11 protein-coding genes are annotated in these 13768 nt (G+C 58.0%); 1 reads left to right on the plus strand and 10 read right to left on the minus strand.

Annotation, left to right across the window (positions count from 1 at the left end; translation table 11 throughout):
* The 10 genes from ACRXB1_RS15745 to ACRXB1_RS15790 all read right to left on the minus strand — a co-directional run.
* On the minus strand, window positions 1–360 hold a 360-nt coding region (locus ACRXB1_RS15745; protein ID WP_449492497.1), incomplete at its 3' end, for a paraquat-inducible protein A.
* Window positions 357–1835, minus strand: a complete 1479-nt coding sequence (locus ACRXB1_RS15750; RefSeq protein ID WP_449492498.1) for an efflux transporter outer membrane subunit — start codon at window positions 1833–1835, stop codon at window positions 357–359. The genes ACRXB1_RS15745 and ACRXB1_RS15750, both read right to left, overlap by 4 nt.
* 1 nt (window position 1836) lies before the next feature.
* Complete coding sequence (locus ACRXB1_RS15755) at window positions 1837–5061, minus strand: efflux RND transporter permease subunit (protein ID WP_449492499.1); 3225 nt, start codon at window positions 5059–5061, stop codon at window positions 1837–1839.
* A gap of 12 nt (window positions 5062–5073) precedes the next feature.
* Entirely contained in the window at window positions 5074–6321 is a 1248-nt protein-coding gene (locus ACRXB1_RS15760) for an efflux RND transporter periplasmic adaptor subunit (protein WP_449492506.1), read from the minus strand.
* 71 nt (window positions 6322–6392) lie between these two features.
* Window positions 6393–6791 (minus strand): hypothetical protein, encoded by a 399-nt coding sequence (locus ACRXB1_RS15765; RefSeq protein ID WP_375508565.1) that lies wholly within the window; start codon window positions 6789–6791, stop codon window positions 6393–6395.
* Between the two features lie 32 nt (window positions 6792–6823).
* A complete protein-coding gene (locus ACRXB1_RS15770; protein ID WP_449492500.1) occupies window positions 6824–7291 on the minus strand; it encodes a YMGG-like glycine zipper-containing protein in 468 nt (155 codons plus the stop codon).
* A 179-nt stretch (window positions 7292–7470) separates the two neighbouring features.
* The gene (locus ACRXB1_RS15775) at window positions 7471–8031 is read right to left on the minus strand and encodes a lipid-binding SYLF domain-containing protein (RefSeq protein WP_449492501.1); all 561 of its coding nucleotides are present in this window, start codon (window positions 8029–8031) and stop codon (window positions 7471–7473) included.
* A gap of 131 nt (window positions 8032–8162) precedes the next feature.
* Window positions 8163–8543: a response regulator transcription factor gene (locus ACRXB1_RS15780; RefSeq protein WP_449492502.1), complete on the minus strand. Its 381-nt coding sequence runs from the start codon at window positions 8541–8543 to the stop codon at window positions 8163–8165.
* A gap of 153 nt (window positions 8544–8696) precedes the next feature.
* Window positions 8697–9338: a response regulator transcription factor gene (locus ACRXB1_RS15785; protein ID WP_449492503.1), complete on the minus strand. Its 642-nt coding sequence runs from the start codon at window positions 9336–9338 to the stop codon at window positions 8697–8699.
* A complete protein-coding gene (locus ACRXB1_RS15790; protein ID WP_449492504.1) occupies window positions 9335–10843 on the minus strand; it encodes a PAS domain-containing sensor histidine kinase in 1509 nt (502 codons plus the stop codon). The genes ACRXB1_RS15785 and ACRXB1_RS15790 overlap by 4 nt, the downstream gene beginning before the upstream one ends.
* Before the next feature lie 608 nt (window positions 10844–11451).
* On the opposite strand from ACRXB1_RS15790, the gene ACRXB1_RS15795 reads away from it, so the two are divergent.
* On the plus strand, window positions 11452–13647 hold the full coding sequence (locus tag ACRXB1_RS15795) for a hypothetical protein (RefSeq protein ID WP_449492505.1): 2196 nt from the start codon (window positions 11452–11454) through the stop codon (window positions 13645–13647).
* The last annotated feature ends 121 nt before the right edge of the window (window positions 13648–13768 follow it).

The following is a 13768-nucleotide window of genomic DNA, read 5'->3' on the forward strand; positions in this document are numbered from 1 at the left end:
GACAAGCGTGCCATTCACCGAAAGCCCTACGATCGGGAAAGCGTTCGCGACACCGAAAAGGACGAGCGCTGCAAGCGTCAGCGCAAGCGTCCGGTCGACGCTTGCAGGAAGGCTTTTGTAGAGCGTCATCTCGACAAGCGTGCCATTCACCGAAAGCCCTACGATCGGGAAAGCGTTCGCGACACCGAAAAGGACGAGCGCTGCAAGCGTCAGCGCAAGCGTCCGGTCGACGCTTGCAGGAAGGCTTTTGTAGAGCGTCGCACCGCACCGTCTGCAGCGAGCGGCGCCTCCCCGGCCAAGCGCCGTCTCCCGTTGCAGAAGATCGCACTCGTGGCAGGCAATGAGGCGCGTCGCTGTCATGGCGAGGGTCCTTGGGGCTTTGTTGCCGAAGTGATCGGTGTCCCGGCACGTCCCGTGTCACTGTACGCGACCGCGGTCATGCCTTCCGCCTCGGTGACCCAGCCGCCTCCCATGGCCTTATAGAGATTCACCGACGAGATAAACACAGTGCCCTGTGTCTGCGCGTAGCTGAGTTGTGCGTTGAAGAGGCTCCGCTCCGCATCGAGTACTTCTATGTAGCTCGTATAGCCGCCTTCATAACGCAATCTGGCCAAGCGCGAGTAGGTGGCGAGTGCATCGACCTGATGTCCCTGAACGACCAGTTGCGCGCGGCTCTTCTGGATCGAGACCAGCGCGTCGGCCACCTCCTGGAACGCGACCTGGATCGACTTCTGATAACTGAAAAGTGCCTGCTGTTGCAGCGCTTGCGCCTGCTTGACCTGCCCGCTTATCGCGCCTGCCGTGAAGATCGGCACCGTCACCGCGCCGGCATAGGACCACAGGCGCGCGGGACCCGTAAAGAGCGCGGAGAACTGCCCGCTTGCCGTACCGAACAGACCGGTGAGCGATATCGATGGAAAATACAGCGCGCGCGCGGCGCCTATCTGCGCATTCGCCGCAATCAGGTCTTGCTCGGCCTGACGCAAATCCGGCCGGCGTTCGAGCAGGTCGGACGGCAAGCCTGCCGGCACGGCTGGAAGCGCAAGATCGTCCAGTTCGCGGTCACGCACGATGGCGTCGGGATTGTGTCCGAGCAGGATCGACAACGAATCTTCCTGCTGCGCGATTTGCAGTTCGATCTGGGGAATCGTGGCAAGGGACGCCTGGTATTCCGATTGACTCTGTGCGAGTTGCATCTGCGCGACCTGGCCGCCGGCAAAGCGCAGTTCGAACACTTTCACCGATGCCTCGCGGCTCGCGACCGTGGCATTTGCAATCTTGAGTTGCCTGTCGAGCGACAGCAGGTTCACGTACGACGTGGCCACCGACGCCACTAATGTCAGGATGGTCGCGCGCCGCCCCTCTTCGCTTGCAAGCAGACTCGCGCGTGCAGATTCCGTCTGGCGGCGCAGCTTGCCGAAAAAGTCGATCTCCCACTGCGCCGACAGCGTCCCCTGGAACTGGTTGAAAACAGGGCCGACACCGGCGGGCAACTGCGCTGCGCCCAGCGGAATACGTTCACGCTCACCATTTAAGCCGGCGCCGATCTGGGGGAACAATTGCGAGCGTGTCGTGACGAATTGGCCGAGAAACTGCTCGACGCGTGCAGCGGCAATCTTGACGTCCTTGTTGTCGGCCAGGGCGGTCGCGATCAACTGGTTCAATGCCGGGTCCTGGAACTGCTCCCACCAGGCTGTATCGACGAGGTCCTTTGCATCGGACTGCGCAAAGCGGAAAGTCGCGGTCGTTTCGACCGCGGGACGTTCGTAGTTGGGACCGAGCAGGCATCCGCCAAGTGTCAAAGAGGCCACGATCGAGAGAATCGGCGCGCGCATTTCACTGATCCTTGACGTTTGCAGAGGCCACGATCGTCGGACCGCCCGCGCCCGCGAGCGGTGGCCCCACGAGTCCGTTGTCACCGTGCGGATCGGGATTTCTGCCTTTGCCTTTTTTCTCCGACATCGTCTCGAGGACGTAAAAGAACATCGGAATAAAGAACACGGCGATGACAGTCGCACCGAGCATCCCGCCGATCACACCGGTCCCGATCGAATGACGGCTGTTCGCCGAGGCGCCCGTCGCAATGGCAAGCGGTACGCATCCGAGAATGAATGCGAGCGAGGTCATCACAATGGGGCGCAAACGTTCACTGGCCGCGGTTACCGCTGCGTCATAGACCGACTCTCCCGCCTCACGATTGAGCACGGCGAACTCGAAGATCAGGATCGCGTTCTTGGCGGCGAGCGCGACCAGCATGGTCAACCCGATCTGGAAATAGACGTCGTTTTCGAGCCCGCGCAAAAGGATGGCGAGCAGCGCGCCAAAGAGTGCAAACGGCACCGCCATTAATACGCCGACCGGCAAGCTCCACTTTTCGTACTGCGCGGCGAGGATGAGGAACACCATGATCAAACCGAATACGAATACGAGTGCCGACGTCCCGCCTGCTTGCTGTGCTTCATACGCCTCTCCGCTCCAGCCGATAGCATAGTCGGACGGCATGACTTCAGTGCCTATCTCGGAGAGGGCGGCGAGGACCTGCCCCGTGCTATATCCCGCCGCAGGGTTGGCCGTGATTTTTACAGCGGGAAAATTATTGAAACGCGTGACGAGGTCGGGACCGGTCACGAATTTCGTGGTCACCACCGCTTTAAGCGGGACCATGCTGCCGTTTTTGCTGCGCACATAGATCTGGTCGAGATCCTGAGGTTTGAGCCGGTACGACGGCTCGGCCTGCATGATGACCTGCCAGAGGCGGCTCGACCGGTTGAACTGGGAGATGTACTGCGAACCGAACATGGTTTGCATCGAGCTGTACACCTCTTCAACAGGCACCCCCAGCGTCTCGGCCTTGTCGCGATCCACGTTCACGAGCAACTGCTGGGACGATGCATTGAACGTCGATGTCACGCGGGCGAGTTCTGGACGTTGTTTGGCCTTCGCAAGGAAATTGTCGACGACCGCCGCAAGCTGAGTGGTATTGCCATCCCCTTTGCTCTGAATCCACATCTCCGTGCCGCCGGTCGTGCCGAGTCCAGGGATCGATGGCGGATTCACAGGAAGGATGATCCCTTCCTTGACCTTCGAAAGATTTTCATAGGCACCGATCAGCACCGCTCGCGCATTCTGTGTCCGGATGTTCGCCCACTTGTAGCGTTCGTCGAAACTCTTGAATCCGACGAAAAACGCCGCGGCATTGTTCTTGTTCTGGCTATCGAGCAGACTGAAACCATCGATGACCGTCACGCTTCCAACCGCCGGCTGCTTCATGAAGTAGTCGGTGACGTGCTGGGAGACGTCGCCGGTCCGGTCAAGGCTGGCCGCGTCCGGCATGATCACCGCGCCCAGCAGATATCCCTGGTCTTCCGGCGGCAGGAACGACGTTGGAATGGACTTGCCCATGACGACCGCGAGCGCGATCATTCCGGCGAACAGCAGCAATGCGACCACGAAGCGTTTGATGACGAGTCGCACGACGCGTGTATAACCAGCGGTCATCTTTGCGAAACCGTTATCGAACCATCTGAAAAACGCTGGCTTCTTGTCGTGACCCGGCCTGAGCAGCAAAGCCGCGAGTGCCGGCGACAGCGTCAATGCAACCAGGCCGGAAAAGACCACCGAAATGGCGATGGTGATGGCGAATTGTTTGTAGAGCTGACCCGTTATACCGCCGAGGAACGCCACCGGCACGAACACCGCGCATAGTACGAGGACGATTGCGACCACCGGGCCGGATACTTCGTCCATCGCTCTTTTCGCGGCGTCCTTCGGACTGAGCTTGTGGACGTTCATGTTCCGCTCGACATTCTCGATCACCACAATGGCGTCATCCACCACAATGCCGATGGCGAGCACCATGCCGAACAGGGTCAGCATGTTGATCGAGAAGCCGAGTGCAAGCATGCCCATGAAGGTGCCAAATATCGATACGGGCACGGCCAGGACCGGAATGAGTGTGGCGCGAAAACTTTGCAGGAACGCGTAGACCACGATTACCACCAAAACCAGCGCTTCGAAGAACGTATAAACAACGTCGGAGATCGAGGCGCGAGTGAACTCGGTGGTGTCGAGCGCGATGTCATACTCCAGTCCTTCAGGGAAGGACTTTTTCATCTGCATGAGCGCTTCGCGGACCTGCTTGGACACATCGAGCGCATTCGCACCGGGTTGCTGATAAACCGCGATCACGGTTGCTGGCTTGCCTTGATACTTGCTTCGAATCGAATAATCTTTTTGTCCAAGCTGCGCGCGGCCGACGTCGCGCAGGCGCACGATAGCCGCGTCGCTGCTCGCCGCACGGATGATGATGTTGTCGAACTGGGTCGGGTCGGTCAGGCGGCCTGTGGTCGTGACCGCAAAGGACTGTTCGACAGGAGTGCCCGTCGGCGACTGGCCGATGCTCCCCACTGCAAATTGCTGATTCTGGTTCGCCACGGCCTTTTGCACATCGGAGGCGGTAATGCCGAGCTGTGCCATGCGGTCCGGCTTCAGCCAGATTCGCATCGCGTAGTCGGGCGTGCCGAAAATGCTCGACTGATTGGCGCCGGGCACGCGCTTGATTGCATCGAGTACGTAGATGTTGGTGTAGTTCGCAATGTAGGTCGGATCGTAGCGATTGCTCGGTGAGTAGACCGCGATCACCATCATGAACGCCGATGACTTCTTCTGGACCTGGATACCCTGCGCCTGCACCGAAGACGGCAATTGCGCCAACGCGAGGTTCACGCGGTTTTGTACATCGACTTGTGCAAGCGCCGGGTTCGTGCCGATGTTGAAGAACACGTTTAGCGTGAAGTTACCCGTCGACGAGCTCGACGAGTTCATATAGATCATATTGTCGGCGCCATTGACCTGCTGCTCGATCGGCGCGGCAACATTGTTCGCGACGACATCGGCCGTCGCGCCCGGGTAATTGGCCGAGATAGTGATCTGTGGCGGCGTTATATCGGGATACTGAGCAATCGGCAGGCTCATCATCGAAAGCGCGCCACCTAGCGTGATGATGATCGATATAACGGACGCGAAGATCGGCCGGTCTATGCAAAAGTGGGAAATGTTCATTTGCCGATCCGCTCAATTTGCTGCGTTATTTCCGGACTTGCCTTGTGCAACGCGCTCGGTGACCATTTCACTGCTGATAGCGGCGGCCGGTGTCGCGGGCGCTTCGGTGATCTTCAATGGCGTGCCGGCTGCAACGCGGATGGCGCCATCGACAACAACACGCTCACCGACCTTCAGGCCGTCCGTGATGAACCAGTCATCTCCGTGCCAGGCGCCCACTTCAACGACCCGCTCATGACCTTTGGAGTCGCCGTCGACCACCCAGACGAAGTGGCTCTTCGCACCTTGCAGGACGGCGCGTTGTGGAACAAGGATGGCATTGGGACGAGTCGCGCCGGACACCCGGGCGCGCACGAACTGCCCGGGTCGCAGACTGCCTCGCGGATTGGCAAACGAGGCGCGCACGAGAAAGGTTCCGGTCTGAGAACTGAATGCGGGGTTTGCGAAGCTGATACGGCCGTGCGATGGATACACAGTGCCGTCGGCCAGGATCACCGTCACCTCGAAATCATCGCCGTGCGGAAAGCGCAGTTGCTGCTTTCCGATTTCATCGCGATAACTCAGCATCTCGTTTTCAGACACGCTGAAATTCACCCACATCGGGTCGAGCTGATAGACCGTGGTCAGCAAGCCGGTTGCGGCTGCGGTCACAAAGCTGCCGTCTTGTTGTTTCGCGAAGCTGGACAGTCCCGCGAGCGGCGACTTGATGGTTGTGTAACTCAGGTTCAGCTCTGCGGTTGTGACCTGGCCCCTGGCCGCAATCACTGCCGCCTCGGCTTCTTTTTCGCTGCCGATGGCGTCGTCGCGGTCTTTCTCGCTCAGTGCGTTCTGTTTGACAAGCGGAAGCACGCGATCCAGATTGGCCTTTGCCACTGTAAAACGCGCCTGCTGCTGCGCAAGCTGACCCCGCGCCGATTGCAATGTGGCCTCGAACGGTTTTGCGTCCATCAAGAACAGGATCTGGCCGGCCTTTACAGGTTGACCTTCCGTGTAGACGCGCTTGTCCAGGAACCCGTCCACGCGGGCGCGGATTTCGACCTCGCGCGAGCTTTCGGTTTGAGCGGTAAATTCAAAGTCGACCGGCGTGTCGCGCTGGGTAACCGTCATCACGCTGACCTCGGTGGCCTGCCGGGGAAGCTCGTTCGCCGGCTTGCTGCATGCGGCAAGCAGCGTCATCGCCGCAGCGGCAAACGACAGGCGTCGCGTCCAGCGATCACGGGCACGGTTGGTTCCAAATGCGCTGATTCGCACCGATGACATCACCATGTGAGTCTCCCAATGGGCAACCGACTCTTGGATAAACCGCAGGCTAAACCCGGGATACCGAATTCTTAAGGCGCGGTACAGTTTCCAAAGACTACATACGCTTCTTCGCGATTGATGAGGGATACGGTCATGGAACCGTCGGCCTTGTCGATTGCAATGGACCATGCATACCCAAGCTCGGTACCCTGCAGGATCAGTTGGTCAAGTCCCTTGTCGATGAAACGGATAGGCGTGGTGCGCTTGGGACCGGCAATCGTCTGACCCGCGAAGTCGATGCGCATGAACTGCGGCATCCCGACAAACTCGGGAAGTCCGCGAAGGCAGGTCTCACCGGGGTCACATGCGTGTGCGTCGACTGTCGCGCAGATCAGCGGCCTGCTCCCGTCGAACTCAGCGGCGCTCGCTGCCGACGCGACCGCCATCAATGCGAGTGCAGCCACGCCATGCAATAATCTGGTTTTCATCGATGGTCTCCGATAGGCGCCGTGAGCGATCCTTACTGAATCGAGTAGCCGCGTCCCGTCATGCACGCACCAACGGCCCGGTTGTAAGTGGACATCTCCTGGGAGACCTGCTGCTGGTTCGACTGCTGTTGACTTGCGGCGGCCTCATTCATGCGACGCTGCCGCAATCCCCCTCCGGCGGTCCCGGTCACGGCGCCAATTGCGGCGCCCTTGCCAGCATTACCTGCGATCGCCCCGATTGCCGCGCCAACAGCAGCACCACCAGCGGCTCCTTTTATGGCCCCCCCCTGCTTTGGCTGTCCGCCTTGTTGATTTGCGCTTTGCTGTGCAATGACAACGGGATCAACGCCTGTTGTCTGTTTCGCCCACAACTGGCATTCCGCCGTGTCCGAGTTCTGCCTTTGAGCGCTCTGCCCTCTTGCCGGATAAATGATCGGCTGCTGAGCTGTGGCTGAAAAAGCGAGCCCAAGTACCGCAGAGCCGATCAGAAGTCGCTGCATTCGTCGCATGGCCCGGCACCCTTCCGTCAAAGTTCCAGCCGCAACGGACCAAGAAATCCGGCCCGGGGAGCGTGGTGCAAATCAATGCGCATGACTAACGCAACGAGGGCGATCCCTCAGGCGACGCCCACATCGTTACAGGCATCGCTCCGGCAGTCGTTACAGACGAGCGAGCATCATCACTGGTCAAACTTCACAATCCGTTGCCCCTGGACCCCGAGACCTGCCATCAAACCCTGCTGACCAAAGATCATCGCGTAGACATCGGCTTTAAGCGTCTCGGACGTCATAGACTTCGCCACGCCGGCATCTACTACCACGACACTCGGCCCCATGCCCACAGACAAACCCGTGCCGCTGCTGACCGAGCTGATAGCCGTATCCGTCATCAGGAACAACGCCTCGGAATAGGTCTGACCGCCAGCCTGCAGGCCATACGACAAGCCGCGCACCCTGTAGTACCCGGTGATCTTTCCGTCAGGACTGAACATCACGCCCTTGCCGCCTTGTGCACCCACAATGAAACCCGCCTTGACGATGCTGGGAAATACCAGAACCCCCTTTGCCCGGTATTGCAGTTCCTGAGCTCGAGGCGCGTTGGCGAACAGTTGCTGCAGTGCTTCGCGCGCTTGCGCGTCGAGCTCGGGATCTCCGCCATTCGCAACGGTGGGGTTTGTTGAGCAGCCCACCGCGAGAAGGAAAAGAGGAATCGCCAGGAGAAGCCGAAGGGTCTTTATCATGATCAATGCTCCGTTGTGAGTGACATCAGGAACTACCTAGTTCAAAAAAGCCTCATATCTCCTGCATGGAACAATGATGCGATTGCCGCCGCGCCAATGCTATTGGACCTTGGTCCCATAGCTCCACTCATTTACCCTGTAGTACTAATCGCAGTGCGAACAGCTTTGATAAAAAGTTCGTCATTGAAAGGCTTCCGCAGATATGCCGTTGCGCCGGCAAGCAGCGCCTGTTCGCGAACGCCGCTTTCGTCATGCGCGGTGATAAAGATCACGGGTATCCCGCTACCCGATATTCTCCTCTGCACTTCGAGTCCATTCGAACCCGGCATCTGGATGTCAAGCACGAGACATGCTGGACGATACGAAGGTATCGAGTCGAACATGAGAAGAAAGTCGTCGCCGGTTTTGAAAGTCTCCGACGCGAGTCCGGTAGAGCGCAATAATCGCTTGATGGCACGGCTCACCGATTCGTCGTCGTCCACTACGGCAACGAACGGCTTGACTTGGCTCATGGCGAATATCCCTCATGCAAACACCCTATGACCGAACGTGTTTTGAACGTTGATTCAAGTTAAGGCATTTGGAAGGCGCTTGATATTGGACCTTGGTCCCATACGAACTGGCGGGAGTGCAGCGGGTTGTTTGCGGGGCGCTGCCCGCTAAGGTCATGAAAGCGAAGTCTGGACAGAGAACGCAGGAACCTTGTCCGTGACCCTCACGAGCTCGACTAAGGACCGAGCCGCCATCTTTTCCATGACGCGGGCACGATGCACTTTTATGGTTTTTTCGGCAATGCCCAATTCGCAGGCCACCTGCTTGTTCATACGGCCTTTGATCAGCAATGTCAGAACCTGGCGCTCGCGCGGCGTGAGCATGGCCATCCGCGTGCGGATGGCGTCGAGTTCCATACGGCCTGACAGTTCGCATGATGACTGCTGAAGCGCAAGGTCTATCGCGCGCAAGAGATCCGTTTCTTGCACTGGCTTGGATAGGAAGTCAATCGCCCCAGCTCGCATGGCACGAACCGTCATTGCTATGTCGCCCTGTCCCGTCGAGAATATGATTGGCATCGTTTTTCCGGCGGTGTTCAATTCACGCTGCAGTTCAAGACCATTTATGTCTGGCAGTCCCACATCCAATACCAGACACGCCGGGCTCGGCATACGCACGTCCGCGCTCAGGAAAGCTTGCGCGGATCCGAAGCACTCGACAACGTGACCTGCGGCGCGAATAATGCGGCCGAGCGCCCTGCAGATCGATTCGTCATCATCGACCACGAAAACAGTGGGAAGGTAGGATGCACTCATGGCGCCACCCCTGAAAAGACGGTTCCAGACGGGATGCCGGCAGGCAACGTGAAGTAAAACGTAGCGCCTTGATCCTTGTTGTTTTCGGCCCAAATCCGGCCGCCGTGCTTTTCCACTATGGATCGGCTGATCGATAAACCAAGCCCTAGTCCATCTCTCTTGGACGTGAAGAACGGCATGAACATCCTGGAGACCGTATCGCTTGAAACTCCGGTTCCACAGTCTTGCACGGCAACATGTATGTCTCCCCCTCGACCAACTGAGCTTTTGATGATAACCACCCTTTCGGCGGCTGCACAGTTCTCCATCGCATCGAAAGCATTGATCAAGAGGTTGAGAAGAACCTGCTGCAGTTGAACCCTGTCGCCCTGAACAGGAGGCAACTCCGGTGCTGCAATCACCAGCATCCGGATACCGCGCACGATTGCGTCGCTGTGAACAAGTAAGGCCACGTCCTTGATCACGCCCGCCAGGCTGAGGGGCGCAGTTTCTATCTCGCCTTTCTTGACCAGCGTACGGATTTTCCTGATGACTTCACTCGCCCGATGCGTGTCCTGCACAAGATCACGGAGTATCTCGCGCACTTCAACGAGATTAGTCGGCTCCATTGTCATGAAGCGCTGTGCCGCCTGGGCATTGCTCAAGATTGCGGTAAGCGGCTGATTGAGCTCGTGCGCCAGAGACCCGGCAAGTTCGCCCAGCGTCGATACTCGCGTGAGGTGAGCCAGTTGTTGCCGATGACGTACCAGCTCGTTGCGTTCTGTCCGATCCATGATGATCGACAACGAATACGGTTGAGCGGGCGCAGGAACGTAATTGATGGATATTTCGACTGGAAATTGGGAGCCGTCCTTGCGGATGGCGACCGCCTCTCGCGACTTCATGTTGCCCGGAACATCAAGACCCAATGCAGAGAGTTCCGGGTGAGAAAAAGGATATGGAGGTTTTAGTCCAGCGCCCAATCTCGCTGCGTTTGACCCGACCAACTCTTCCACGGAGTAGCCAAAGAGTTCGCCAGCCGCATTGTTCGCAAACATCATTTGTCCGACTGGGTCAGTCACGATAACCGCCAGCGGAAGCGAGTCGAGCGCGCAACTGAATTGGTCATCTTGGTGTAACGATTCCGCTTCGATAACTCGCGGCGCACGCAACGTCGACGCTGGCGTGCCGATACAAGTTGGCGGATTCGCTTTTGATCGTGGCGGAAGATAACGTTGCGATTTGTGCCTTTGGAAACGCGCCCTCATAAACGATCGCTCCGCGACCCAGGACGTTCGAAAGCTGGCGGCTTCGCGTAAATTGGAGCGGCCTGATTGCATGTTGGTGATCGGCTCTTCCTGAATGCCGTCGCCATCAAATGCGAAGACATGGCTGTCAAGTGCCGGTCTCTGTGGAAGATTGTGTGTCGAGTCGGCAAATGTCGCTTTTTGCAGGATCCGCCTGATCGTCTCGAAGTTTAGTAGTACGATTAATAACGCCGCCATACACGCCGTGAAGACGATCATGTCCGTATCCCTCAGGAATTTTTTTGTCAGGCTACGTGCGACCCCGTACGTAGCCAGCGCTTGATTCCGGTCTCTCACGGACCGCTGTGTCCAGACTTTTTTAGCTTCTTATTCTGCAGTGCTTTCAACTAAGGGTAATGCTCGCTTAAATCTCTATGCACCGGACCGCGTATTCGCGGTCAGCGATAACTTCGTAAATGACAATTAATCCGCTTTCATACTTCTATTCTTAACTGGATCGTTCACCGGAAAGAGAAAGAGAACGAACCCCGCGTCAGGAATGGAGTAGATGTAACGAATGTTTACGCGAGATTAGACGCTGGAATTGTTTCCGGCAAGAAGATCATTGAAATAATTGAGACTGCCGCTACGGCAATATTTTCCGAACCCACCTCGCTCTTTATATGGGACCAAGGTCCAATAGCTAAGCGTGTCAGTTGAGCCTAATTTGAACTCCTGACCTTCTATGGCAATGAACCGGGTTTCCACTTACAGCAAGCCTCAAATTCGCTGATTAATAGCCAAGCCGTGAACCTGCGGTCGAGCACGCGCGGGTCAGCACCTCTCAGTAATTACAACCCAAGTCTCAACGGTGGGAGCCGGCATCCATGGCCAAGGCATTGAAGCATTGCTCGTCGAAGCTCACATCGATAGCACTTGCAATCTCAGTCGGTACTGCAGGGCTTTCTGCCAGCGTGCGAGCAGACGATCCCGGTTGGCCTCGTGAGCGAGATCACGACGGCGCTCATCTGGTCCTTTACCAGCCGCAGGTAGACAACTGGACGCAGTTCAAACAGGTTAGCGGCCGCATGGCGATTTCGATCACGCCTAAAGGCGGCAAACAACAAGTCGGTGTGGTCACCTTCCAGATGAACACAGACACTGACATGGACAGCCGCACCGTCCTGCTTACTGCCCCCTCGATCACGGAGACATCGTTCCCCGGAACCGATACGGCGACGGCCAAGAAGCTCGACCACCTCGTGCGCACATTTCTCAATCCCTCCGCGACCGAGACCATTTCAGTTGATCGCCTGGTCGCCAGTGTCGATCAAAAAAATGAAACGCCGGGAATCCAGGTCAAGAACGATCCCCCCGTCATTTATGTGAGCCTGGGGTCCGCGATTCTTTTGTTTGTCGATGGTGATCCCGTGCTTGCGCCAGTGCAGAACGTGGATATGCAAGCCGTAGTGAACGCGAACTGGCCGCTCTTCCTCGATCCGGCAACCCGGCAGTATTACCTTTTCAACGGGCAACGGTGGGTGGTGTCCGCCGACCTGAAAGGCGGCTGGAAAGAGGCGCCGGCACTGCCGCCCAAAATGGCGAAGATTCCATCGGACCCTCAATGGGCTTCGTTAAAGCTCTACCTGGGCGCAACATCGGCGAAGTCCGGGCGAAGCCCTGCGGTTTTCTACAGCAATGTTCCTGCGGAGCTGATCGCATTCAGCGGCAAACCAGCCTTTGCCGCAATTCGCGGAACCAAGCTCAACTACGCAACCAACACGGACAGCATCCTGTTCCTCTATTCACCGACTGGCGCCTATTACTACCTGAGCGGCGGCCGCTGGTTTTCGGCACCGGGACCAACAGGTCCGTGGACTTATGCGACAGACCAGTTGCCCGAGGACTTCGCCAAAATTCCACCGGACAGTGCCGCTGGAAAGGTATTGAGTTCGGTTCCCGGAACGCCAGAAGCCAGGGATGCGGTCCTGCTGGCCCAGATCCCCACTACGGTCGAGATCAACCCTATGGCCGCCGCTGCCCAGGTAAAGGTCGCGTATAGCGGCGAGCCTGCCTTCACGCCGATCCCCGGCACCACCATGTCCTACGCGTCCAATACGCCGGCAAAAGTGATCAAGGTTGAGCAACGCTACTACCTTTGCACGCAAGGCGTGTGGTTCGACTCCGCATTACCAGGTGGTCCATGGACCACCACGGTAGTCGTGCCGAGGGTGATCTATACCATTCCACCGAGTTCACCGGTCTATAACGTCGTGTATGTGACGCAGACGGTCACGCCGGCGGGGACAGTCCAGGCAAGTTATACCGCAGGGTACCTGGGTGTGTTCATCGCAGGCGCGGCGCTGGGTGCGATCGTCGCACAAGGCAACGGGTATTACTATCCGCCCTATGTCGTGGTGGGCCGGGGACCTTATCCTGTTTATTACCCTCGTCCGATGCCATACGGGTACAACACTTATAACCCCTACACCGGCGCAGCCGGGATGCGCGGTGGCGCGTACGGGCCAAACGGAAGCGCTCAGTGGGGTTCTTCATACAATCCCTATACGGGCACCTATGCGCGCGGCGCAACAGCGTCCGGTTGGAACGGCACCGCTTCTGTAGGGCAGGCCTATAACCCGAGAACCGGCACCTACGCCGCCGCCCAACAGCACTCAAACGCTTACGGTCAATGGGGGAGTTCGGTTGTCACGAACGGCAATAAGTGGGCGTCAGCACAGCATTCGACGACCGCGAACGGCACAGTAGGCAGCTTTCAGAACTCGGCGGGCGGAAAGGCTGTGGCCGGCGCGGGGTATAACCACAGCGCTGCGGCAGGCAAGACCGCAAACGGCAACATGTACGCGAGCAAGGATGGCAACGTGTACAAGAACACGGGCGGCAGTTGGCAGAAATACGATAACGGCTCGTGGTCGAACGTCAACAAGCCGGCGACATCTTCCTCGTCGAGCCAGCAAAGCCTGCAATCAGCGCAGCAACAGCGATCCACGGGAACAGCGCCCGGCGGGACTACACCATCTGCCCGATCCTCAAACACCGCGCCGGGCAATCAGGCAAACTGACGTTGCCCGCGAATTTCGGATCCCTTAACTGAGTGAGATTATGCCACCCGTTGGTTCTGGGCAGCGTACCAGTCCCGCTCGAACTGCATCGGACTGACGTAGCCCAACGTCGAGTGCAAGC

This window comes from Caballeronia sp. M23-90 (assembly GCF_053574605.1).

Bases quoted from the DNA above. Each gene is read 5' to 3' on its own strand.
- ACRXB1_RS15750 (WP_449492498.1), bottom strand. From the start codon at position 1,835: ATGCGCGCGCCGATTCTCTCGATCGTGGCCTCTTTGACACTTGGCGGA.
- ACRXB1_RS15755 (WP_449492499.1), bottom strand. From the start codon at position 5,061: ATGAACATTTCCCACTTTTGCATAGACCGGCCGATCTTCGCGTCCGTT.
- ACRXB1_RS15760 (WP_449492506.1), bottom strand. From the start codon at position 6,321: ATGTCATCGGTGCGAATCAGCGCATTTGGAACCAACCGTGCCCGTGAT.
- ACRXB1_RS15765 (WP_375508565.1), bottom strand. From the start codon at position 6,791: ATGAAAACCAGATTATTGCATGGCGTGGCTGCACTCGCATTGATGGCG.
- ACRXB1_RS15770 (WP_449492500.1), bottom strand. From the start codon at position 7,291: ATGCAGCGACTTCTGATCGGCTCTGCGGTACTTGGGCTCGCTTTTTCA.
- ACRXB1_RS15775 (WP_449492501.1), bottom strand. From the start codon at position 8,031: ATGATAAAGACCCTTCGGCTTCTCCTGGCGATTCCTCTTTTCCTTCTC.
- ACRXB1_RS15780 (WP_449492502.1), bottom strand. From the start codon at position 8,543: ATGAGCCAAGTCAAGCCGTTCGTTGCCGTAGTGGACGACGACGAATCG.
- ACRXB1_RS15785 (WP_449492503.1), bottom strand. From the start codon at position 9,338: ATGAGTGCATCCTACCTTCCCACTGTTTTCGTGGTCGATGATGACGAA.
- ACRXB1_RS15790 (WP_449492504.1), bottom strand. From the start codon at position 10,843: ATGATCGTCTTCACGGCGTGTATGGCGGCGTTATTAATCGTACTACTA.
- ACRXB1_RS15795 (WP_449492505.1), top strand. From the start codon at position 11,452: ATGGCCAAGGCATTGAAGCATTGCTCGTCGAAGCTCACATCGATAGCA.